This window comes from Paenibacillus taihuensis, assembly GCF_003386535.1.
In the GTDB taxonomy this organism is placed as follows: Bacteria; Bacillota; Bacilli; order Paenibacillales; family Paenibacillaceae; genus Paenibacillus_Z; species Paenibacillus_Z taihuensis.
Window position 1 is genome coordinate 237,402 of record NZ_QTTN01000001.1, and the last position, 23,187, is coordinate 260,588.

At 51.1% G+C, this 23,187-nt stretch carries 20 protein-coding genes; all 20 read left to right on the forward strand.

The window, feature by feature from the left end; genetic code table 11:
* The first annotated feature begins 239 nt into the window (after positions 1-239).
* On the forward strand, positions 240-2,345 hold the full coding sequence (gene pnp, locus A8990_RS01250; protein ID WP_116187189.1) for a polyribonucleotide nucleotidyltransferase: 2,106 nt from the start codon (positions 240-242) through the stop codon (positions 2,343-2,345).
* A 120-nt stretch (positions 2,346-2,465) separates the two neighbouring features.
* A complete protein-coding gene (locus A8990_RS01255; RefSeq protein WP_116187190.1) occupies positions 2,466-3,458 on the forward strand; it encodes a polysaccharide deacetylase family protein in 993 nt (330 codons plus the stop codon).
* A gap of 106 nt (positions 3,459-3,564) precedes the next feature.
* The gene (locus tag A8990_RS01260) at positions 3,565-4,830 is read left to right on the forward strand and encodes a M16 family metallopeptidase (protein ID WP_245995791.1); all 1,266 of its coding nucleotides are present in this window, start codon (positions 3,565-3,567) and stop codon (positions 4,828-4,830) included.
* Positions 4,811-5,254, forward strand: coding sequence for a dUTP diphosphatase (gene dut, locus A8990_RS01265; RefSeq protein WP_281272473.1), 444 nt, complete (start codon positions 4,811-4,813; stop codon positions 5,252-5,254). Before A8990_RS01260 ends, dut begins: the two co-directional genes overlap by 20 nt.
* Before the next feature lie 413 nt (positions 5,255-5,667).
* Entirely contained in the window at positions 5,668-6,567 is a 900-nt protein-coding gene (gene dpsA, locus A8990_RS01270; RefSeq protein WP_116187192.1) for a dipicolinate synthase subunit DpsA, read from the forward strand.
* Positions 6,564-7,151 carry a dipicolinate synthase subunit B gene (locus A8990_RS01275; RefSeq protein ID WP_116187193.1) on the forward strand — a complete coding sequence of 196 codons (588 nt, stop codon included), beginning with the start codon at positions 6,564-6,566 and terminating at the stop codon, positions 7,149-7,151. The genes dpsA and A8990_RS01275 overlap by 4 nt, the downstream gene beginning before the upstream one ends.
* Positions 7,152-7,256: 105 nt before the next feature.
* A complete protein-coding gene (locus A8990_RS01280; RefSeq protein ID WP_116187194.1) occupies positions 7,257-8,294 on the forward strand; it encodes an aspartate-semialdehyde dehydrogenase in 1,038 nt (345 codons plus the stop codon).
* Positions 8,295-8,370: 76 nt separating this feature from the next.
* Positions 8,371-9,582, forward strand: coding sequence for an aspartate kinase (gene dapG / locus A8990_RS01285; protein WP_116187195.1), 1,212 nt, complete (start codon positions 8,371-8,373; stop codon positions 9,580-9,582).
* A gap of 80 nt (positions 9,583-9,662) precedes the next feature.
* Positions 9,663-10,526 (forward strand): 4-hydroxy-tetrahydrodipicolinate synthase, encoded by an 864-nt coding sequence (dapA, locus tag A8990_RS01290; RefSeq protein WP_116187196.1) that lies wholly within the window; start codon positions 9,663-9,665, stop codon positions 10,524-10,526.
* Between the two features lie 365 nt (positions 10,527-10,891).
* Positions 10,892-12,571: a ribonuclease J gene (locus A8990_RS01295; RefSeq protein ID WP_116187197.1), complete on the forward strand. Its 1,680-nt coding sequence runs from the start codon at positions 10,892-10,894 to the stop codon at positions 12,569-12,571.
* Positions 12,572-12,741: 170 nt separating this feature from the next.
* Complete coding sequence (locus A8990_RS01300) at positions 12,742-13,512, forward strand: ClpP family protease (RefSeq protein ID WP_116187198.1); 771 nt, start codon at positions 12,742-12,744, stop codon at positions 13,510-13,512.
* Positions 13,509-13,733 carry a YlzJ-like family protein gene (locus tag A8990_RS01305; RefSeq protein ID WP_116187199.1) on the forward strand — a complete coding sequence of 75 codons (225 nt, stop codon included), beginning with the start codon at positions 13,509-13,511 and terminating at the stop codon, positions 13,731-13,733. The genes A8990_RS01300 and A8990_RS01305 overlap by 4 nt, the downstream gene beginning before the upstream one ends.
* A 76-nt stretch (positions 13,734-13,809) precedes the next feature.
* Positions 13,810-16,491 (forward strand): FtsK/SpoIIIE family DNA translocase, encoded by a 2,682-nt coding sequence (locus A8990_RS01310; RefSeq protein ID WP_116187200.1) that lies wholly within the window; start codon positions 13,810-13,812, stop codon positions 16,489-16,491.
* A 98-nt stretch (positions 16,492-16,589) separates the two neighbouring features.
* Complete coding sequence (gene sleB / locus A8990_RS01315; RefSeq protein WP_116187201.1) at positions 16,590-17,375, forward strand: spore cortex-lytic enzyme; 786 nt, start codon at positions 16,590-16,592, stop codon at positions 17,373-17,375.
* Positions 17,376-17,506: 131 nt separating this feature from the next.
* Complete coding sequence (yfmF, locus tag A8990_RS01320) at positions 17,507-18,787, forward strand: EF-P 5-aminopentanol modification-associated protein YfmF (RefSeq protein ID WP_116187202.1); 1,281 nt, start codon at positions 17,507-17,509, stop codon at positions 18,785-18,787.
* A 3-nt stretch (positions 18,788-18,790) separates the two neighbouring features.
* Positions 18,791-20,077: an EF-P 5-aminopentanol modification-associated protein YfmH gene (gene yfmH, locus A8990_RS01325; protein ID WP_116187203.1), complete on the forward strand. Its 1,287-nt coding sequence runs from the start codon at positions 18,791-18,793 to the stop codon at positions 20,075-20,077.
* Positions 20,078-20,091: 14 nt separating this feature from the next.
* Complete coding sequence (ymfI, locus tag A8990_RS01330; protein ID WP_116187204.1) at positions 20,092-20,823, forward strand: elongation factor P 5-aminopentanone reductase; 732 nt, start codon at positions 20,092-20,094, stop codon at positions 20,821-20,823.
* 89 nt (positions 20,824-20,912) lie between these two features.
* Positions 20,913-21,164 (forward strand): DUF3243 domain-containing protein, encoded by a 252-nt coding sequence (locus tag A8990_RS01335; protein ID WP_116187205.1) that lies wholly within the window; start codon positions 20,913-20,915, stop codon positions 21,162-21,164.
* Between the two features lie 177 nt (positions 21,165-21,341).
* On the forward strand, positions 21,342-22,106 hold the full coding sequence (locus tag A8990_RS01340) for a DUF3388 domain-containing protein (protein ID WP_116187206.1): 765 nt from the start codon (positions 21,342-21,344) through the stop codon (positions 22,104-22,106).
* 17 nt (positions 22,107-22,123) lie between these two features.
* Positions 22,124-23,122, forward strand: a complete 999-nt coding sequence (locus A8990_RS01345; protein ID WP_181909346.1) for a RodZ domain-containing protein — start codon at positions 22,124-22,126, stop codon at positions 23,120-23,122.
* Positions 23,123-23,187 lie beyond the last annotated feature (65 nt).

Consider the following 23,187-nt stretch of genomic DNA (forward strand, 5'->3'; position numbering starts at 1 on the left):
GGGGATAAAAGCAACCTGGTTGTCAAGCCGCCTGGGATTCCGGGCCGGCTGCACTGGGTTGCTTTTTATAAATGCTTGATACATAACGATTTATGAACTGCTCCATCTTGAAAGAGGGGCTTTTCTTATAGATTTTTTTACAGCAAGAAATGGCAAGTAAGTTCACGAATGGAAACCTAAGAAGACTGACAACCGGGTACCTTGAGTGAGGTATAGCGGTTGCGGTGAGGAGGATAATTATGCTGCAGCGTGTAGAAACAACTTTGGGCGGCCGCCCGCTCGTTCTGGAGACAGGCCGTCTCGCCAAGCAAGCTAATGCAGCGGTTACCGTGAAATACGGTGAGACTGTTGTACTTTGTACGGTCGTTGCATCAAACGAACCGAAGAACCTAGACTTTTTCCCGCTGACGGTTAACTACGAAGAGCGTCTGTACGCGGTTGGTAAAATTCCAGGCGGTTTCATTAAACGTGAAGGTCGTCCGAGCGAGAAAGCGATTCTTGCAAGCCGTTTGACAGACCGTCCGATTCGTCCTTTGTTCCCGGAAGGCTTCCGGAACGAAGTGCAAATCGCGAACATCGTCATGAGCGTAGACCAAGATTGCACGCCGGAAATCGCTGCGATGATCGGTACTTCCGCAGCATTGAGCATTTCTGATCTTCCGTTTAACGGTCCGATCGGTGGTGTTATTGTTGGCCGTATCGACGGTCAATTCATCATCAATCCGACGGTTGAGCAAGGGGCGAAGAGCGACATTTATGTTGTAGTTTCCGGGACGAAGGACGCCATTATGATGGTGGAAGCGGAAGCAAACGAAGTGTCGGAAGACGTGATGCTTGAAGCGATTATGTTCGGCCATGACGAAATCAAGCGTATCGTGGCTACGATTGAAGAACTGCAAGGTCTTGCTGCTAAGCCGAAGCTTCAAGTGAATCTGCATGCGGTTGACGCTGCGGTTAACGAAGCGGTTCGTGCTTTCGCGCAAGGACGCCTTGTTGAAGCCGTTCGTGTCGTTGAGAAACATGCAAGGCAAGAAGCGATTGACGCAGTTAATGCAGATGCCGTTGTTCACTTCGAAGCGGAGTATGCTGAAACACCTGAGCTTCTCGGCGACGTAAAAGAAGTGCTTTACGATATCGTCAAAGAAGAAGTTCGCCGCTTGATCACGCATGATAAAGTTCGTCCAGATGGACGGGCATTGTCCGAAATTCGTCCAATCGAATGTGACGTTGCTTTGCTGCCGAGAACGCACGGCACTGGCTTGTTCACGCGTGGACAAACCCAAGCACTCAGCATTTGTACGCTTGGCGCATTGGGCGACGTGCAAATTCTGGACGGTATCGACCTGACAGAAACGAAACGCTTCATGCACCACTACAACTTCCCGCCGTTCAGCGTAGGCGAAGCGAGACCGCTTCGTCCTCCAGGCCGTCGTGAGATCGGTCACGGTGCCCTTGGCGAGCGCGCGTTGTCGAAGGTTATCCCAAGTGAAACTGAATTCCCTTACACAATCCGTCTCGTATCGGAGGTTCTTGAATCGAACGGTTCGACGAGCCAAGCAAGTATTTGCGCAAGCACACTTGCGATGATGGATGCAGGCGTTCCAATTAAAGCGCCGGTTGCTGGTATCGCAATGGGTCTGATCAAAGACGGCGATCACTTCTCCATCCTGTCCGATATTCAAGGCATGGAAGATCACCTTGGCGATATGGACTTTAAAGTTGCAGGTACTCCAGCAGGTGTAACTGCAATCCAAATGGACATCAAGATCAATGGTATCGATCGTGCGATTCTTTCGCAAGCGCTGGAGCAAGCGCGCGAAGGCCGTATGCACATTCTGGGCAAAATGAATGAAGTGATGCAAACTCCGCGTGCAAGCTTGTCGCAATACGCGCCGAAGATTGTGATCATGAAGATCCATCCGGACAAAATCCGTGACGTTATCGGCTCCGGCGGTAAGATCATCAACAAAATCATTGATGAGACCGGCGTGAAAATCGATATCGAGCAAGACGGTACCGTGTTCATCGCGTCCTCCAACGCGGAGGCGAATGAACGCGCGAAGCAAATTATCGAAGGCATCGTCCGCGAGGTCATTGTCGGAGAGGTTTACCTCGGTACAGTTAAGCGGATCGAGAAATTCGGCTGCTTCGTTGAGATTCTGCCGGGCAAAGACGGGTTGGTTCACATCTCGCAGCTGTCGACTGAGCGCGTAGCGAAGGTCGAAGACGTGGTGAAGATCGGCGATCAAATTACAGTTAAAGTTACTGAAATTGATGCTCAAGGCCGTGTCAACCTTTCCCGCAAAGCCGTCTTGACACCTGAAGTGCCAGCACAACAATCTTAAGCCGTACACATATAGCTCGAGAGGAGACAGATGCGAATCTGTCTCTTTTTTTTGTGTTTTTTGCTTACTCATAATGTTGTCCGAGCCATAATAAGATGTAGGAGAAAGGTGGGACAACATATGAAGCTGAAAAAAACACTAGCGATGGCACTCGTCATGTGTGCGCTGCTGTTTACGGTGCGGTTCAACGAGCCGCTTTCCTTATATGTCGCGGCGATGAAGCATGGTGGAAGCACTTCGAACATCGAGGCGTTCGATTCAGCATCCGGACAAACGTCACTGCTCGAAACGATTAAATCCGAAGCGCAGAAGAAGCGGGTTGCGCCGATCGACGCGACGGTAGACCGGGTATGGGAAGCCATTCCGGGCTATAACGGCCTTGAGGTTGATGTGGAGAAGACGTATCTTCTCATGAAGAATGCACCGGAAAATGTACCGATCCGCTATGTGTATAAGGAAATTGAACCGAAGGTAAGCCTGGATTCACTCGGACGTCATCCGATCTACAAGGGCAACCCGAGCAAGCCGATGGTCGCGCTGATGATTAACGTGGCATGGGGCAATGAGTACATCCCATCGATGCTCGCGACGCTGAAGAAAGAGAATGTGAAGGCGACATTTTTTCTTGACGGATCATGGCTGAAGAAGAATACGGATATTGCCAAGCTTATACAGGCGGATGGCCACGAAATGTCCAATCACGCGTATACACATCCAAATATGAGTCAGTTAGACCGTCGTTCTGCATATAATCAAATTGCAAAGACTGAAGCGTTGTTGCAATCCACTTTACATGTGCAAAACAAATGGTTCGCGCCGCCTTCCGGTGATTTCAACCAGATGACCGTGGATGTTGCGGCAGAGCAGGGATTGAAGACGGTTCTGTGGACGCTCGATACGGTTGATTGGAAGCATCCGCCAGCCTATTCCATCATCCGTAAAGTGCGGTCGCGCGTGGAGCCGGGCTCGCTAATCCTTATGCATCCGACAGACTCCTCAAGCAGCGCACTCGAGGGCATTATTGCAGCGATCAAACAGAGAGGATTGAGACTCGGGACGGTTAGCGAGACGCTTTCCTCCAAAAGAGTCGCTTTAGTTGAGGCAGCACCATAATTTTGATATAGTGGAGACATTGTATTTCTGCTTCTGGGCAGCACCAAAAAACAACAACTGCTCGAACGATCAAGTGGACAGCAGAAACGTGTAGGAGGAATTGCACTTGAATACTTATAAATTAAGCAACGGACTGCGCGTTGTTGTGGAATATATCCCGACTTGCCGCTCCGTTTCGTTCGGCATTTGGGTAAAGACCGGTTCCCGCAACGAAACACCGGAGAATAACGGAGTATCCCATTTCATCGAGCATATGCTGTTCAAAGGAACAGAGCGTCACAGCGCCAAGGATATTGCGGATCTGTTTGACGGCATCGGCGGTAACGTAAACGCTTTTACTGCGAAAGAGTACACTTGTTATTTTGCCAAAGTGCTTGACCAGCACTTGCCGATCGCAGTGGATGCGCTTGCCGACATGTTCTTCAATTCACAGATGGATGCTGGCGAACTCGCAAAAGAAAAAAATGTCATTCTCGAAGAAATTTCGATGTACGAGGATACGCCGGATGATAAGGTGCATGATGAGGCATCGCGTGCTGCTTATGGCGATCATCCGCTTGCTTACTCGATTCTTGGTCTGGAAGAGCGCCTGAGCGCAATGGATGGCGATTCGCTTCGTGCTTACATGAAGAGCAACTACCGCATTGATAATACAGTGATCGCAGTTGCGGGCAATGTGGAAGAGTCTTCGCTGATTGAGCTGCTGGAGAAACATTTTGGGGCATTCCGCAACACTGGCAGCGAAATTGAAGTGACGACACCGACTTTCAGCGGGCAGTACCTATTCCATAAGAAGAAAACGGAACAAAATCATATATGTATCTCCTTCCCAGGCTGTTCGATCGCTGATCCGCAGCTGTATGCGATGATTCTGCTCAACAACGCTGTCGGCGGAGGCATGAGCTCGAGATTGTTCCAAGAAATCCGCGAGAAGCGGGGACTTGCTTACTCTGTTTATTCGTACCATACTTCCTATGCAGACAGCGGCCTGTTCACGGTTTATGCGGGTACGGCGCCGAAGCAGACGAAAGAAGTGCTTGATCTGACGCTTGAACAAATGCATGATCTAGCTGTAAAAGGCTTGACTGATGCTGAGCTTCACCGCGGAAAGGAGCAGCTCAAGGGAAGCCTTATCCTTAGCTTGGAAAGCACAAGCAGCCGGATGAACCGCCTTGGCAAGAACGAGCTGATGCTTGGCCGTCATTACACGCTGGATGAAATGCTGGAGCGTATCGATTCTGTGCAGATGGGCGATATTCAAGCCGTTACGAAGAGAATGCTGTCCGTTCCTTTCGCAGTCGCTATGGTTGGCAGCAACGATAAAGCAGCAGCAGCACTCGGGAGGGACTCACTTGTTTCAAGTATCATTTAAGCGGTTGCCTGGCAACGAAGATTTGAAATTGCCACGCAAAATGTCAGAGCTTGCAGCCGGATTCGATCTGCAAGCAGCTGTAACCGAATCAGTTACATTGCAGCCTGGCGAGCGACAGCTTATTCCGACAGGCTTCTCCATGGCGATGCCGGGCGAATTGGAAGCACAAATTCGCCCGCGGAGCGGGCTTGCATTCAAGCATGGCATCACATGCTTAAATTCACCAGGCACCATCGACGCCGATTATCGCGGCGAGGTGAAGGTGCTGCTCATCAATCACGGGCAAGAGCCATTCGTAATCGAACGCGGCGAGCGCATCGCGCAGATGGTGATCCAGCTCGTCCCGGCGGTTGAAATCATCGAAGTCGACGAACTTCCGGATACCGTCCGCGGCGCAGGCGGTTTTGGTCATACAGGCGTTTAAGCAGCAATGATGAGATGAATAGGTCTTTATGAAAACGAAAGCGGAACAGAGGTTACACTCTGTTCCGCTTTTTTTGTTCTACCTATCGTTAAACCAGAGGCGGAGCAGGTTGAATGAATCTGGAGGAGCGAAAGCGTTCGCCTTTGTACTTGGATTCCCACCTTGGTGGATTGTTCATGGAATCCAAGTACAACAGCGACCGAAAGATCATTCAACATGCGCAGCGATCACGGTTTAACGCATAATTCCTTTCACCCTGCTCTGGGCGCATGCATAAGATGGTCTATAACCAAGAGCGCATGCTGACAATCAAGCCAGTGCGCTTACTAGCGCCATCGGCTGCAGCTCGCTGTGGGCCGGGACGCTGCTTAAGTCTGCGCCAAACGGTAGCAGTGGAAAGGAAGTGATACCCTATGCTGACAGGAGTTCAGGTCTTACTTCTCGGAGGTGACGCCCGGGGACTGGAGGTCATCCGGAAGCTGACCGAGCTCGACGCGCTCGTTACCGTAGCCGGCTTTGATCAGCTGCATTCCTCACTCGATGGTGCGGTCCGGGCTGAGATGAGCGATGATTTGTTTACAAGTGCGGATGCGCTTGTACTGCCTGCGGTTGGTACAGATGATGACGGCAAGATCGTGGCCGTGTTCAGCGACAAGGAGCTTGTGCTGGCCGACGACCATGTGGCGAAGCTGCCGAAGCATTGTACCGTGTATACAGGAATGGCGAAGCCTTACTTGCGCAATTTATGCGCGAAGCATGGCATCCGTCTCGTGGAATTGTTCGACCGGGATGATGTGGCGATTTATAACTCGATTCCGACAGCTGAAGGAGCCGTCATGATGGCGATCCAGAACACGGACATCACGATTCATGGGTCTTCATGTATGGTGCTCGGCATCGGCAGAACCGGGTTTACGCTGGCAAGAACACTGCAAGGATTAGGGGCGAAAGTGAAGGTCGGCGTACGCCGCGAGGAGCATTTTGCAAGGGCATATGAGATGGGCTTCGAGCCCTTTTATCTCAAGGATCTGTTACATCATGTAAGCAATATTGACTTGCTTTTTAATACAATTCCGACTATGATAGTCACAGCGCAAATTATAGCAAATTTGCCATCGCGAGTGGTCATTATCGACCTCGCTTCCAAGCCTGGCGGAACGGATTTTCGCTTTGCTGAGAAGCGTGGAATTAAAGCCTTGCTCGCCCCCGGTCTACCTGGCATCGTCGCACCTAAAACCGCTGGACGTATCATCGCGGATTGTTTAAGTCGATTGATTATGGAAGATTCTTTGCAACGGGGGAATGGGCAATGAAATGGCAAGGCAAAACCGTGGGCTACGCGCTCTCCGGTTCACATTGTACGTTTGCAGAAGTAATGCCAGTTATCCAGCGTTTTGTCGATGAAGGCGCGAATGTCGTACCAATCGTGTCGCAGACGCTCATCACGACAGATACGCGTTTCGGAACAGCAGCGGAATGGCAGCGTCAATTGAGGTCGATTACAGGCAACGAAATTATATCCACGATCGTCGATGCGGAGCCCCTGGGGCCATCTAAGCTGCTCGACGTCCTTGTTATAGCGCCTTGCACAGGCAATACAACAAGCAAACTTGCTAACGCGATGACAGACGGTCCGGTTCTGATGGCAGCGAAATCGCAGATGCGTAATCAGCGTCCGCTCGTGCTGGCAATCTCGACGAATGACGGTCTGGGCTTGAATGCCGCGAATATTGCGAAATTACTAGTAACGAAGAATGTATATTTTGTACCATTTGGCCAAGACAATCCGATTCAGAAGCCGAACTCGCTTGTCGCGAAGATGGAGCTCGTTCCTGAAGCTTGTGAAGCGGCGCTGCAAGGCAAGCAGCTGCAGCCACTCCTTATAGAGCGTACTTAACGTCTAAAGAACAAAGTGCGCGCTTATGCTAGATGAAATTGTTTGAATTCATATGCAATTGGAGCAATCCTTGACATAAGATTTCTAAGGAGGAAACAGCAGCCAGTGTCGCAGAAATTGTTTAACGTCGCCGTAGTTGGGGCGACAGGCGCAGTAGGAGAACAAGTTATTGGCCTGCTCGAGAAACGGAACTTTCCGATCAATGAGCTAAAGTTGCTTTCTTCCTCACGTTCGGCCGGTACAAAAATCATGTTTAAAGGTAAAGAGCATACAGTCGAAGAAGCTACGCCAGACAGTTTCAAAGGGATCGAAATCGCCTTATTCAGTGCGGGCGGCGAGGTGTCGAAGGCACTTGCCCCCCACGCTGTCCGGCATGGGGCGGTATGCATCGATAACACGAATGCGTTCCGCATGGATCCCGAAACTCCGCTTGTCGTACCAGAAGTCAATATCGATAAAGTCTCTGAGCATAACGGGATCATCGCGAACCCGAACTGCTCGACGATCCAGATGGTAGCAGCGCTTAAGCCGCTTCAGGATCGGTATGGCATCTCCCGTATCATCGTTTCTACGTATCAAGCGGTTTCCGGAGCCGGTACTCGTGCAATCGACGAGATGCTGCGCCAAACTCGCGAAGCGCTTGATGGCGATGTCGTGAAACCTGACATTTTGCCCGTTGGCTCCTTGCCTGTGAAGCATCAAATTGCATTCAATGCGATCCCGCAAATTGATAAGTTCCAGGATAATGGCTACACGCTCGAAGAAATGAAGATGGTTCGCGAGACGAAGAAGATTTTGGGTGATGATTCCATTGAAGTGACAGCGACTTGCGTGCGAATCCCGGTCGTTTACGGTCACTCGGAATCGGTATACGTAGAGCTTAAGAATGATTATGAATTAGAAGATGTGAAGAAGCTCATTGCAGAAGCGCCAGGCGTTGTGCTCGTCGACGACCCGATTAATCAGCAGTACCCGCTTGCTATTGATGCAGCAGGTAAACCTGATGTGTTCGTCGGACGCGTGCGCCGCGATTTGGGCCATGCAAGGGGTCTCAACCTTTGGATCGTTTCCGATAATCTGCTTAAAGGTGCAGCATGGAATGCAGTACAGATCGCAGAATATATCGCAATTGAGATGGAATAAAGGTTCATAGCTAGAGCAGGTTGTCATCCGACGGCGATTCATTCGGTAAAATCCGATCGAATACGGAGGTTTGACAATGCGAATCCTTGTGCAAAAGTTCGGAGGCACTTCACTGTCTTCGAATGAGGCAAGAGAGCTCGTCATCGGACATATTCAGCGGGAGCGGCAACGACAGGTTGGACTAGTCGTTGTCGTCTCTGCAATGGGGAGAAAAGGCGATCCGTATGCAACGGACACGCTGCTCTCTCTCATTAGCGCACATGGCGATTCACTGCCGCCCAAAGAGCAAGACATGCTGCAAGCATGCGGCGAGATCATCTCTGCCGCTGTGATGTGCAGCTTGCTCCGCGCGGCGAACATTCCCGCGGTTGCGCTTACAGGAGGCGGCGCCGGCATTATTACGGACAGCCAATTCGGCCGCGCCCGCATCTTGGAGATCCGTACGGACGCCATCCATAAGGCGCTGAAGGACGGCAATGTCGTTATCGTTACCGGGTTCCAAGGGGTAACAGAAGCAGGGGAAATGACGACGCTCGGCAGAGGCGGCAGCGACACGTCGGCGACGGCGCTGGGAGCTGCGCTGCATGCGGAGCGGGTTGATATTTATACAGACGTAAACGGCATTCTAACAGCCGATCCACGGATCGTGAAGGATGCTCGTCCATTATCCGTCATTAGTTACGCTGAGATTGGCAATATGGCTAGACAAGGGGCGAAGGTCATTCATCCGCGAGCAGTCGAAATCGCGCAGCAGGCGCGCATTCCGCTTCGCGTTCGTTCGACGTTCTCTCAGGAAGAAGGAACGCTTGTCACCGATACGTTCGATCCGGCGAGAACTGCAGTGCGTGATCGTCACGTTACTGGCGTCGCGCATGTGAGCGGAGTAACCCAAATTACGGTGCAAGCCCAGGATGGCCCATCCGACGTGCAGCTGCAAGTGTTTCAAGCGATGGCACGTCATCAAATTAGCGTTGACTTTATTAATGTAAATCCAGGCGGTGCCGTCTACACGGTATTCGATCACGACGCAGACAAAGCGGTATCGGTGCTGCGTGAGATCGGTTATTCGCCTAAAGCGGTGAACGGGTGCGCCAAGATTTCAGTCATTGGCGGGGGAATGAACGGTGTTCCCGGCATTATGGCACGGATCGTTGAAGCGTTGACAGAGCAAGGCATTCCAATCTTGCAATCGGCAGACTCCAACACCACGATTTGGGTGCTAGTCAGCGAAAGTTACATGGCAAGCGCGCTTCAAGCGCTGCATGCCAAGTTTTCATTGCACGAGTAATAGTACAGCAAGCTTACGATGCCAAAGATGATGCTTACGATTGCTTTACTTGCTTTCGTAATTTTATAGGAGGAGTCATAATGGATTTCGGAAGAATAGTTACTGCAATGGTTACCCCGTTCCACGCTGACGGGTCGATTGACTGGGAAACAACCGGTCGGTTAATGGACTATCTGATTGAGGAACAACAAACGGACAGTATCGTCGTATCCGGTACGACTGGAGAGTCTCCAACGCTTACCGACGATGAGAAGATCGCTTTGTTTAAGTTCGCTGTAAAACACGCGGCTGGCCGCAGCAAGATCATTGCTGGCTCCGGCAGCAACGAGACGGCGCATTCGATCCATTTGACGAAAGTTGCCGAACAATGCGGCGTCGATGGCGCACTTATTGTCGTTCCTTACTATAATAAACCGACGCAAGAAGGCATTTATCAGCATTTTAAAGTCATTGCGGAAGCGACCAACCTGCCGATTATGGCGTATAATGTTCCGGGACGTACAATCGTCAGCATGTCTGCCGAGACGACGCTTCGGATCGCACAGATTCCGAACATCGTAGCGACCAAAGAATGCGCATCGCTTGAGCAAGTGACGATGATCGCGACAGATGCACCTGCTGATTTCCGCGTATACAGCGGGGACGACAGCAGCGCATTGCCAGCTGTTGCAGTTGGCGCACACGGTATTGTCAGCGTAGCGAGCCATATTATTGGTAAAGAAATTCGCGAAATGATCACTTGCTACTTGGATGGCCAAGTACAGCAAGCGCAGAAGCTTCATGCGAAGTCCCTGCCGATCTTCCGCGGTTTGTTCGATCTGCCGAATCCAGTGCTCGTGAAAGCGGCATTGAAGGAGAAGGGGCTGCCAGTCGGCGGCGTTCGCCTCCCGCTTGTTGACGCGACGGAATCGGAAGTTGCGGCGCTGCGCAAAATATTGAACTAATTTGTGTTTTCATTCATAGTTGCTGCATTCGCGAAAAACCGGTGCATTTGCATCGGTTTTTTGTTTGGACTTTAGTTGTGACCGGTTACTTGTTTTTCGTATTTTCAATCATGTATAATGGAGGCAAGTGACGGTGTGCGGCAAAATTTTGAAAATGGGTAACGCCAAGGGCGGCGTTCAACAGCACTAGTTATTAATTGCATGTGTTCTTGCTCCTGCGGGGGGAGTCTCAAGATACGATGCGATTTCATGCGCGACAATGATTATTAATTATATGATGCGGACAAGCTTGCCTCGGGTTGCAGCGATCGGCTGGAACTTGGGTTTGATTTGTCTCGTAAATCGATTAGGAGGTACGGATACACTTGTCTAAGAAAAACATCCAGGATAAGCTGCTTGTCTTTGCACTAGGCGGCGTTGGCGAAATCGGTAAAAACATGTACGTAATCCAGTATGGAAACGATATCGTCGTAGTTGATGCAGGTTTGAAGTTTCCGGAAGAAGATATGCTCGGAATTGATATCGTCATCCCTGACATAACGTATTTGACAGAGAATCGCGATAAAGTAAGAGGTATTCTGATTACGCACGGACACGAAGACCACATCGGCGGCTTGCCATACGTGCTGAAGCATTTGAATGTGCCAATTTACGGCACGAAATTAACACTTGGTCTGATTGAAGGCAAATTGAAGGAAGCGGGCTTGCTCGGCGAGACGAAGCGCATCCTGATCAATGCGGATACAGAGATCCAATTGGGCTCCATTCGCGCGTCCTTCTTCAAGACAAACCACAGTATTCCAGATTCGGTTGGCGTATGCTTGGATACACCGGAAGGCTTGGTCGTACATACGGGCGACTTTAAGTTTGACCACACGCCGGTTAACAACCAATATGCAGACTTGCAGCGCATGGCTGGCATCGGTGCTCGCGGCGTACTTGCGCTTCTGTCGGATTCCACGAATGCAGAGCGCGCGGGCTTCACGCCTTCGGAGAGCATGATTGGCCATGAGCTTGAAGATATTTTCCGTAAAGCAACACAACGTGTTATCGTGGCGACTTTCGCGTCGAACGTTCACCGGATTCAGCAAGTCGTAAACGCAGCAATTGCTACGAAGCGGAAGATCGCAGTCGTTGGCCGCAGTATGGTCAATGTTGTATCGGTTGCTTCCGAGCTTGGCTACCTGAACATTCCAGAAGGCATGATCATCGAGCCGGAAGAAGTAAACAAAATGGCAGCAGACCGCGTTGCTGTCCTCTCGACAGGCAGCCAAGGCGAGCCAATGTCCGCATTGACAAGAATGGCGCGTTCGACGCACCGAAAAGTGGACATCCTGCCAGGCGACACGGTTATTATCGCGGCTACGCCGATCCCAGGCAACGAGCGTTATGTCGGCCGTACGGTGGACGAGCTGTTCCGTCTCGGCGCAAACGTTATCTATGGACCAGGCTCCGTATCCGGCGTTCACGTATCCGGTCACGGCAGCCAAGAAGAGTTGAAGCTGATGCTTAACCTCATCAGACCGAAGTACTTCATTCCAATTCACGGCGAGTACCGTATGCTGCGTCAGCATGCACTGCTTGGTGAAGCAGTTGGTATCGAGCGCGAAAACATCTTCGTTCTTGATAACGGCGACACAGTTGAATTCCAAGGCGGACAAGCACGCAAAGGCAGCAAGGTGCCAGCAGGCAACGTCTTGATCGACGGTCTTGGCGTTGGCGATGTTGGTAATATCGTTCTTCGCGATCGTAAGCTGCTTTCGCAAGACGGCATTCTTGTAGTCGTTGTCACGCTGAGCAAGCAAGACGGCGCAATTCTGTCCGGTCCAGACATCATCTCCCGCGGCTTCGTCTATGTACGTGAGTCCGAAGGATTGCTGGAAGAAGCGAACCGCATCGTAACCTCGACATTGCATAAGCTGATGAATGACAAAGTCAATGAGTGGGCTTCGCTGAAGACGAACGTGAAGGATGCGCTTGGCCGCTTCCTGTATGAGCAAACACGCCGTCGCCCAATGATTTTGCCAATCATTATGGAAGTATAAATTAGCAACTCATTCATAACGGTCTTCTCCAGAGGCTCACTAGCCGCCTCGAAGAGAAGGCCGTTTTTGCGTTTGCGCAGGCGGGGCTTGAATAAAACTGAGGGCAAATTCCATACTATGCAGAGCCGACCATAGGCATATTGAGCAATCATTAGGAGGAGGAAAACGCGATGTGGATCGAAGAGAATCAGTACATATCGGAGCAGCCGCAGCCACAGCCAGAACCGCCAGGAGGTGATCGGAAGCCGCCAAGCGCGAATCCTGTCGTAGATGCAATCAACCAGCTTGGGCAGACATCGACACCGTCATCTTCAGAATCGAATATTTTCTGTATGACGATTATTGGACAAGTGGAAGGGCATCTCGTACTGCCGCCGCAAAATAAAACGACGAAGTATGAGCATTTGATCCCTCAGCTTGTAGCAGCGGAGCAAAATTCGAAAATCGAAGGGATTATGATCGTGCTCAACACGGTTGGCGGCGATGTGGAAGCGGGGCTTGCGATCGCGGAGATGATCTCGTCGCTCACGAAGCCGACCGTTACGCTTGTTCTTGGCGGCGGTCACTCGATCGGCGTACCGATTGCGGTTGCGGGGAACAAATCTTTTATCGCGGAGAGTGCCACCATGACGATTCACCCGATCCGATTGAACGGACTCGTTATCGGTGTGCCGCAAACGTTTGAGTATTTGGACAAAATGCAGGAACGCGTCGTAAGGTTCGTCACCTCCCACTCGAATATAACCGAAGAAAAGTTCAAGGAGCTTATGTTCAAGACCGGCGAGCTGACTCGCGATATCGGAACGACTGTCATTGGCACCGATGCGGTGAAGCATGGTCTCATCGACGAGGTCGGAGGGATAGGCCAAGCACTGCGGCATCTCAATCTGTTTATTGACGAGCGCAAGCAAGCTGCGGTACCAGGAGGACTCACGCAATGACGATATACTCGATCATGCCGCCTGAGCTTGTGTTCGATGGAATCAACACTGAGCCAGGACCCTATGTTTCCCTTATTGTTGGCGATGTGACATTACAGATTGAGGCTGTCTCACCAGGCGTCGGACGCATCGTTAGACTGCTTGAAGCGCCGCTTGATGCCTATTTGCGACCGGAGCTTTCACCAGGAACTCTTATCCCGTACGGGCAGCCAACAACGTAGCAATTGATACAGATTGGATAAATGTAGAACAAATGGTCGGTCGCCTATGGTATAATAAGGACCAGAGGTGACGCTTTTGGCTAAGAAAAAGAAGAAACGTAAAAGCTCGATCAAGACGAGCCTCAAATATGAAGTGTACGGTATTTTGCTGATCACAGTATCCGTAATCGCACTTTCAGGAGAGGCAACGGTAGGTCGGTCGTTAACCAAGCTGTTTGGCCTCATTTTGGGCAATTTTTATTTTGTCCTTGCACTAGTTGGCATTTATGTGGGCCTTGTTGTGATGGTGAAACGAGCATGGCCTTCCGGCTGGTCGAGTCGAAAAACAGGGATATTGCTGTTCGTTCTGGCATTCACGCTGTGGAGCTCCATTACGGTCATGGATCAGAAAACCGAGCCGACTGGCGGGCTAACCGCTCCATACATACTTGCACAGCTCGGAAGCGACGTGCGCGGCGCACTATTAGGTGCACCGTCAGGCGACCAAGGAGCCGTTCCTTCGATGAGCGGCGGTTATACAGGTGCGATTGAGTACACGCTGCTCTACTGGCTATTTGGCTATTTTGGCGCAAAGTTCATTATGATTGTCATGTTCGCAATCTCGATTATGCTCATGACGGGCAAATCCTACGTGGAACTGTTGCGTGCAGCTCGTGTGCGCGGCGGACGATTGTTTTCTTTACTTTGGATGAAGATATCTGCTAGACGCAAGCCGATGGCTGCTATAAGTGCGAAGGGAGCTTCGGCTGCAGGCGGCGTTGTCATGTCGGATGATCTTGATGATGATGACGACGAAGATTACGAACAGCTTCCAAAAGCAGTGAAACCAAAGCGCAGATCGTCTTTCTTCTCGTGGTTCAATGACGTTCCGAACGCTTCGAATGCCGATGCGCATGATACAGAATGGCAGATGGAAGATGACCATTCCTCTGCAGCGTTGAAAGGCGGCAATCGTTCAGCACAGTGGCATAATGATGAAGACGATCAGGATGAGAATGGCTGGCAAGCTGGTGTGGTTGAACAGTTTAAGGAGCCTGAGGCACGAATGGGAGCTGGGGCTGGAGCGCAATCACATCTACGTTCACAGTCAGCTGCTGCTGAACCGGAATGGGAGAAAATTGCCGATACAGATGAGGATGCTGCTGTACTCGGTGATTATGTGCCGGATGATGGGCAAGAGCCGCCTTTTATGGATGAGGAGGATAATGACGACCTGGAAGATGGTTTCGATGTCGAACCGACTGTATCGAATATACCGACAAGCCCGGCTATAACGCCGGATGAAGCCGATAGCCTGGAGCGCCCGGGCAGCATCGTGAAGCCGCCATCCGAGAAACCGTACGTGCTTCCATCGCTAACGCTGCTGACGAAGCCGAGCGGAAGCGGGAAGTCCGGCGATTCCGCGGATTCGATCGAGTCGCGTCGGAAGCTGGAAGCGACGCTGGAGAGCTTCGGCGTGCGTGCCAAGGTGCTTGATGTCGTAAGAGGTCCGGCGGTTACGCGCTATGAGGTACAGCCTGCGACAGGCGTCAAAGTAAGCCGGATCGTCAGCCTTACGGATGATATCGCGCTCGCATTGGCAGCGAAGGATATTCGGATGGAAGCACCGATTCCAGGCAAGTCTGCGATCGGTATCGAGGTACCGAACACGGAGGTATCCGTCGTCACTATGCGTGAAGTGATGGAGACGCCTTCATTCCAGAACGCCAGCTCCAAGCTGTCGATTGCGTTCGGTAGGGATATCTCCGGCCAACCGATTGTCGGTAATTTGGCGAAGATGCCCCATTTGCTGGTGGCAGGCGCGACAGGCTCTGGTAAGTCGGTTTGTATCAACGGTATCATTACGAGCATTTTGTACAAAGCGCGCCCGGATGAAGTGAAGCTGCTTATGATCGATCCGAAGATGGTCGAGCTCAATATGTACAACGGGATACCACATCTACTAGCTCCCGTAGTAACCGATCCGAGACGGGCTTCGCTTGCACTGAAGAAGATCGTCGTCGAGATGGAGAAGCGGTATGAGCTCTTCTCCAAGTCAGCCACGCGGAACATTGAAGGCTACAATACACTAATGGCAGATAATCCTGCCGCAGTGCTTCCGTATATCGTCGTAATCGTGGACGAGCTTGCCGACCTGATGATGGTCGCAGCGAATGACGTAGAGGATTCGATCTGCCGCCTCGCGCAGATGGCGCGTGCATCAGGCATTCACTTGATCATCGCGACGCAGCGTCCTTCGGTCGACGTTATTACGGGCGTTATCAAAGCGAATATTCCATCGCGGATCGCTTTCGGCGTATCTTCTCAGGTGGACTCGCGTACAATTCTCGACTCGGTCGGCGCTGAGAAGCTGCTTGGTCGAGGAGACATGCTGTTCCTGCCGGTAGGGATGTCGAAGCCGATTCGTGTACAAGGTGCATTCCTATCCGACCAGGAAGCTGAAGCTGTCGTTGCTTACGCGCGCGGTCAAGCTGAGGCGGAATATAAAGAAGATCTCGTTCCGGAGATCGACGATAGCGTAACCGAGAACGAGGAAGTTCTTGATGAACTGTACGATCAAGCCGTTCGGATCGTTCTGGAAGCGAAGCAAGCGTCCGTGTCGCTGCTGCAGCGGCGGATGCGGATTGGATACACTCGTGCAGCAAGACTTATCGATCAGATGGAAGCACGCAGTGTTGTCGGTCCTTACGAGGGCAGCAAGCCGCGTGAAGTGCTGCTGTCGCTGGATCAGTACGACACAGGAAAGATTAGCTCCTGATCCAGATTCATGCATAATCATTCCCTTGATTTCTCATACTAGCCATATGCTTCGCTTGCTTTGCGAAACCACTTGCAAGAGAAAGGCAGATACTAGTGATGAGAAATCGTTTAATAACGGTGACCATCGTCATCGTCCTTCTGTTGTTTGGCGCATTTACGATTAAGCATGCTTCCTTCGGCAAGACAACCCAGACGTTCAGCAGTGCAATCCTCAAGGTTGGCTCTTCCGGCAGTGATGTGAGGGAGCTGCAAGGACGTCTGAAGGCGCTTGGCTTCTTCGATGGAAAAGTGGATGGCGTGTTCGGAACGAAGACGAAAAATGCAGTGACCTGGTTTCAGTGGAAGTTCGGCATGAAATCCGACGGTGTCGTTGGCGCCAAAACGAAGGTGAAGCTGTGGGAGGCTACGAAGAATTGGAAGCCGACAGCCGAGGATCTCGGCGTTAACACAGGCAGCAGCGGTGCAGGGACTCCGCCGCCTGCAAGCTCAGGTTCCACCGATCTTAGCAAGTCGAACAATCTGGGATTAAGCGCGAATGATTTGAAGCTGATGGCGAATGCCGTGTACGGCGAATCGCGCGGTGAGCCTTATATCGGTCAGGTTGCGGTAGCAGCCGTCATCCTGAACCGGGTGAAGTCGCCGAGCTTCCCGAACACAGTGTCCGGCGTTATTTTTCAACCAGGTGCATTCACGGCTGTAGCAGACGGCCAAATTTGGCTGACGCCGAATGAGAATGCGAAGAAGGCCGTACAGGATGCGATCAACGGTATGGATCCGACCGGCGGCTGTATCTACTATTTCAATCCGGAGACAGCGACTTCGAAGTGGATTTGGTCGCGTCCGCAGGTGAAAACAATCGGCAAACATATTTTCTGCATGTAGCAAATCCAGAAGCAGCCTGCATTTGACCGCAGGTTGCTTCTTCCATTTCCGATCGGGTAGAATGGAATAGAAGCTAGGAAATTGGAATATCTTGACTTTATAAACTTGAGCGGAAGGGGACAAACACAAACGTGAGTAACTCTCCATTTCAACGCGGTCAGTTGAATCGAATTCGTCTGCATGTACTGCCGACACAACGTTTTAAAACCTTCTCGATTTCTTTATACGCGGGTGTGCCATTAAAGGAAGAGACCGTTACTTCGGTGGCATTAACTCCGTTTATTCTGCGCAGAGGTACGGCATCCACACCGGAAACGATCGAGTTTCGCGAGCGGCTGGATGATCTGTACGGAGCGGGCTTTGGGTTTGATGTGTATAAGCGCGGCGACTCCCAAATTGTGCAATTCCGGATGGATGTCATTAATGACCGGTTTGTCTCGTCGAATCAGCCGCTGCTTGCACAATCATTGAAGCTTCTAGGCGAAGTATTGACAGAACCGACATTAGAGAACGGCAATTTGCGTTCGAAATATGTCGAGGCGGAGAAAGATACGTTGCGCAAGCGATTGGAAGCGATCATTAATGACAAAATCCGATATGCGGCAGAGCGTTGTCTAGAGGTGATGTGCGAAGATGAACCTTATCGCCTGCATCCGCTTGGCAAACTTGAAGATATCGATGGCATCACACCGGAGTCCATAACGGCTGCATACCGTGATTGGCTGTCCAAAGCCGCATTCGACCTTTATGTCGTAGGCGATACGTCGCTGGAAGAAGTGAAAGCGCTCGTCGCCGAAGCGTTCCATCATAATGAGGGTCAACCGGCGGAATATGCACTCCCAGTCGTACGCAAGATTGTCCCTCAAGTGCGCAACGTTATCGAGCGGATGGACGTGACCCAAGGCAAGCTCAATCTGGGCCTACGGATCAATACCTCTTACGGCGATGACGATTATCCTGCAGCGCTGATGTATAACGGCATTCTCGGCGGCTACCCGCACTCGAAGCTGTTCCTGAACGTGCGGGAGAAAGCGAGTCTCGCCTATTACGCGGCATCGAGACTTGACGGACATAAAGGGATTTGCACGATTCAATCGGGGATCGAATTCGCGAATTACGAGAAAGCGACGACAATCATTCAAGAACAGCTTGAGAGCATGCGCAGCGGTTCGTACAGTGACCTCGAGATGAATCAGACGAAAGCGATGATCGCGAACCACTTACGCGAGCTGCAGGATTCCGCGAATGAAATGATCGGCTTCGATTTCAACGCGATTCTGTCGAAGCGGGAGCGTTCGGCACAGCAGCTGCTTGAGGAGATTCAAGCGGTAACGGCGGAGCAGATTGCGGCGATTGCGAAGAAGACCGAGCTGGATACGATCTATTTCTTGCGTGATCGGAAGGAGGGCTAAAGGGTGGAAACGTTAGCTTACCCAGGCGTTCAAGAGACGCTGTATCGTGAAGTCATGCCGAATGGTCTCGAAGTCGTCGTTTTGCCGAAGCAAGGCTTCAGCAAAACCTATGCGACGTTTGCGACCAAATACGGCTCGATAGATAATCGTTTCGCAGTAGGCAATCAAGATCCGATTTCCGTACCTGACGGCATTGCCCACTTCCTGGAGCACAAAATGTTCGAGGAGCCGACAGGCGATATTTTCGCGACATTTGCCTCACAAGGCGCGTCAGCGAATGCATTCACAAGCTTCGACCGGACTGTCTATCTATTCTCGGCAACGGAACAAATCGATGCAAACCTGCGGACACTGATCGATTTTGTGCAGAACCCATACTTCACCGATGAAAATGTCGAGAAAGAGAAGGGCATCATTGAGCAAGAAATCAATATGTACCGGGACAATGCCGACTGGAGAGTCTATTTCGGCTTGATCGATGCGCTGTACCATAAGCATCCGATTCATATTGACATTGCGGGGACAGTCGAGTCTATCTATAAAATCGACAAAGAAACGTTATACCGCTGTTACGAAACGTTCTACCATCCGTCGAACATGTTCCTCTTCGTTGTCGGCGGCGTTGAACCGGAAGCGGTCATGAAGCTGGTTCGTGAGAATCAAGCCGCGAAGAACTTTGAGCCTCAAGGGGAAATCTCCAGATTCTTCGATCCAGAACCGGCAGCCGTGAAGACTCCGCGCAAAACAATGGAGCTTCCTGTATCAATGCCGAAGTGCATGATCGGCTTCAAGGAGGACCGCGGATCCAGTAATCCCGACGAGCTGCTTCGTACAGAACTTACGACGAAGTTGATGCTTGAAGCGCTGCTTGGCTCCAGCTCCCCGATCTATCACGCGCTGTATGATGATAATCTCATCTCCGATTCGTTCGGCCATGAATTCAACAGCAGCGAGGACTACGCGTTCTCCGTTGTCGGCGGCGAAACACGGGATCCGGATGAACTGATCCGCAGACTGCGTGAGGCGATTGAGAATGCGAAGTCGAACGGTCTCGATCAGGCTACATTTGAACGGACGAAGCGAAAAAAAATCGGCGGATATTTGCGCATGCTCAACTCCCCTGAAGCAATAGCCGGCGAATTTACACGCTATCGGTTCCGCGGTGCGGACTTGTTTAAGCTCGTGCCTGTCTATGAGGATATTACGCTGGATGAAGCGAATGCGCGGCTGCGCAGCCATTTCGATTGGAACCGTATGGCAGTATCCATTGTAGCGAAAGAAGCGAAGTGAAGACTTTAAAGGAAATGACCGTTCTTGTTACTGGGGGAAGCCGGGGGATCGGCGCAGCAATTGCGCGCCGATTCGCTTCGGAGAACATGAACGTGGTCATTCATTATAATCAAGCGCATGAAGCGGCGAACGAAACAGCCCGCAACTGTATGCGTCTTGGCGCGGCGAACGTATTGACCGTAAATGCGGATATTCGTTCCCGCGAGCAATTGATCCGGATGCGTGAGAAACTGGATCAGCGAGGCATGATGCCGGACATTGTGGTGAACAATGCCGGCATTGCTCATTACAGCATGCTTGCCGATGTGACGGATGAAGCATGGGATGAAGTAATGGATGTAAACTTGAAGGGCATGTTCCTCTGTACGCAGTTGTTCATGCCGGGCATGATAACGCAGCGTTTCGGCCGCATCATTAACGTCTCGTCCATTTGGGGGATGTCCGGTGCCTCTTGCGAAGTGCTTTATTCCACCAGTAAAGGCGGAATGAACGCATTCACGAAAGCGTTGGCGAAGGAGCTTGCGCCATCCGGCGTCACGGTCAATGCCGTTGCACCGGGCGCGGTCGATACGGTTATGCTGGACAACCTTAACGCGGAAGAGAAGAGTGCGCTCGAGTCGGAAATTCCGCTTGGCCGCTTCGCGCAGCCGGAGGAAATTGCATCGCTCGTGTATTTCTTGTCGCTTCCCGAATCCGCTTATATTACAGGCCAGATCATCAGTCCGAACGGCGGCTGGCTGACCTGACGGGCGGTTGTTGTATAAGAAGGGGGCTTTGCGCGCAAAATACGATTGTTGCCGAGTAACGGCTAACGCGCAAAGGAGGAGAACATTAAATGTCAACTGTCCTTTCTAATTACGACACATGGAAAAACTTCTTGAACGATCGTGTTTCACAAGCTAAGGGTATGGGCTTGAATGAAGATGCGATTGCGAATCTTGCTTATGAAATCGGCTCTTTCCTCGGTGAAAAAGTCGATCCGAAGAATGAGCAGGAACGCGCGATTAAAGAGCTATGGGATGTCGGCGATGAGTCAGAGCGCAAAACGATTGCTGGCCTTATGGTCAAGCTTGTCCAACAATCGTAAACGTTCATTCAGAAATTCAAGCCATGAAACGTATAATTTCTGAATGATTCGGAAAAGCCTCCCTATAGTGGAGGCTTTTCTGTAATGTTTTGATGAAGTTGCAGGATTTTGACGAATATTGTAGAATAAACTTTTTAGAACCGCATTTTCCTTCTTATTCTTAAATTGAGGTGTCGTATGGAGTTCAAACAGTGGTACATGGAATATAAAATACATAAGAATCGCCCTGGTCTGCTTGGCGACATCGCTTCGCTGCTCGGGATGCTTGAAGTCAATATCTTAACGATCAACGGTGTAGAGAACCGCACGCGAGGGATGCTTCTCCAGACGAATGATGATGAGAAGATCGAAATTCTCGGCCGAATGCTGCAGAAGGTAGATAATATTACGGTATTGAAGCTGCGGGAGCCGCGGCTTGTTGATATTCTTGCCGTGCGCCACGGCCGCTATATTGAGCGTGATTCCGACGATCGCAAGACATTCCGCTTCACGCGCGATGAGCTTGGGATGCTCGTGGATTTCCTTGGCGAAGTCTTCAAACGGGAAGGCAATCAGATTATCGGACTTCGCGGAATGCCGCGTGTAGGGAAGACGGAATCGATTATCGCGGGCAGTGTATGCTCCAATAAACGATGGACGTTCGTTTCATCGACGCTTCTTCGCCAAACCGTCCGCAGTCAGCTGTCGGAAGAGGAAATGACGCCGAACAATATTTTTATCATCGACGGTATTGTAAGCACGATAAGATCTAACGAGAAGCATCATGCACTTCTACAAGAAATTATGGCGATGCCTTCGACGAAGGTCATCGAGCATCCAGATATTTTCGTTAAAGAATCTGCCTTCGAATACAGCGATTTCGATTATATTATCGAGCTTCGCAATACGCCGGATGAAGAAATCTCATACGAGAAGTTTACGATGGGGTACGACGATTTTTAACCTAAGGAGGTGTGGTCTTGTCGGATTTAGGCGCTTTGCTGCGGAAAGCCAGGGAGCAGCGTAATTTGTCACTGGATGATATCCAAGAATTAACGAAAATTCGTAAACGCTATCTAGAAGCGATTGAGGACGGCAATTATAAGGTGCTGCCTGGCTCTTTCTACGTACGCGCATTTGTAAAGAACTACTCAGAAGCAGTCGGCTTGGATGCTGAAGAGGTGCTTCGCTTATATACGAATGAAATCCCTGCTAGCGTTCCGGAACAAGTGATAGAACCCGTTCAGCGACCGCGCCGCAGGGCACAATCTCATACATCCGATCGACTTAGCCGGTGGGGCTTCCGCGCCTTGATGTGGTCATTCCTTCTTCTAATTGCAGTGCTAGTCTACATCTATGCCATTAAGCAGCCTAGCAAGGATAATGCGAATGCGGCCGATCAGACGAAGATGACGGATCAGACGCAGCAGCCCCCGGTAACACCTGACAAGGACACCGTTAAGAACGGTACGAACACGAATAATTCCGGCTCGAATCAGACGACGACAGATAACTCGACTGGTGATCAAGCGAGCAATGTACCGCCTGCGACGACGGATGAGCAGACGCCTCCGGTCGAACAGACACCGCCTCCGCCAACGACTACGATGGTATTGGACCGCTCAAGCGGAACGGTTGATTTCTACACCGTATCCCCGGCAGGTAAGCATACCGTTACCTTCACTGCAACTGGCCGTGTTTGGGTCGGCATAAAGAGCAAGAACCGCAGCGGTAAATATATTTACCAGAAGCAATTCGATACAACGGGCGGAACGGAAAACGTAGATATTGACGGCCCTGCTTATGTGAACGTAGGACGTGCCGATTTGGTTGAGGTGACACTCGACGGCGTCGCAATCAGTGATGGCAATAAAGCGAATCCGCGCAGGATGCAGCTGAATATGGATGAGTCCGCTGGGACGCCTGCAGGTACGCAAACTAAGACGCAGACGACGGAAACGCCGGCAACAACGCAATAGTGAAAGGCATTCTTCCTGGAAATCGCAGGGATGAATGCCTTTTCTTACGCATGAAGATGCGTTAT

Coding starts and splice junctions, on each gene's coding strand:
- pnp (WP_116187189.1), top strand. CDS start 240: ATGCTGCAGCGTGTAGAAACAACTTTGGGCGGCCGCCCGCTCGTTCTG.
- A8990_RS01255 (WP_116187190.1), top strand. CDS start 2,466: ATGAAGCTGAAAAAAACACTAGCGATGGCACTCGTCATGTGTGCGCTG.
- dpsA (WP_116187192.1), top strand. CDS start 5,668: ATGCTGACAGGAGTTCAGGTCTTACTTCTCGGAGGTGACGCCCGGGGA.
- A8990_RS01275 (WP_116187193.1), top strand. CDS start 6,564: ATGAAATGGCAAGGCAAAACCGTGGGCTACGCGCTCTCCGGTTCACAT.
- dapG (WP_116187195.1), top strand. CDS start 8,371: ATGCGAATCCTTGTGCAAAAGTTCGGAGGCACTTCACTGTCTTCGAAT.
- dapA (WP_116187196.1), top strand. CDS start 9,663: ATGGATTTCGGAAGAATAGTTACTGCAATGGTTACCCCGTTCCACGCT.
- A8990_RS01300 (WP_116187198.1), top strand. CDS start 12,742: ATGTGGATCGAAGAGAATCAGTACATATCGGAGCAGCCGCAGCCACAG.
- A8990_RS01305 (WP_116187199.1), top strand. CDS start 13,509: ATGACGATATACTCGATCATGCCGCCTGAGCTTGTGTTCGATGGAATC.
- sleB (WP_116187201.1), top strand. CDS start 16,590: ATGAGAAATCGTTTAATAACGGTGACCATCGTCATCGTCCTTCTGTTG.
- ymfI (WP_116187204.1), top strand. CDS start 20,092: ATGACCGTTCTTGTTACTGGGGGAAGCCGGGGGATCGGCGCAGCAATT.
- A8990_RS01335 (WP_116187205.1), top strand. CDS start 20,913: ATGTCAACTGTCCTTTCTAATTACGACACATGGAAAAACTTCTTGAAC.
- A8990_RS01340 (WP_116187206.1), top strand. CDS start 21,342: ATGGAGTTCAAACAGTGGTACATGGAATATAAAATACATAAGAATCGC.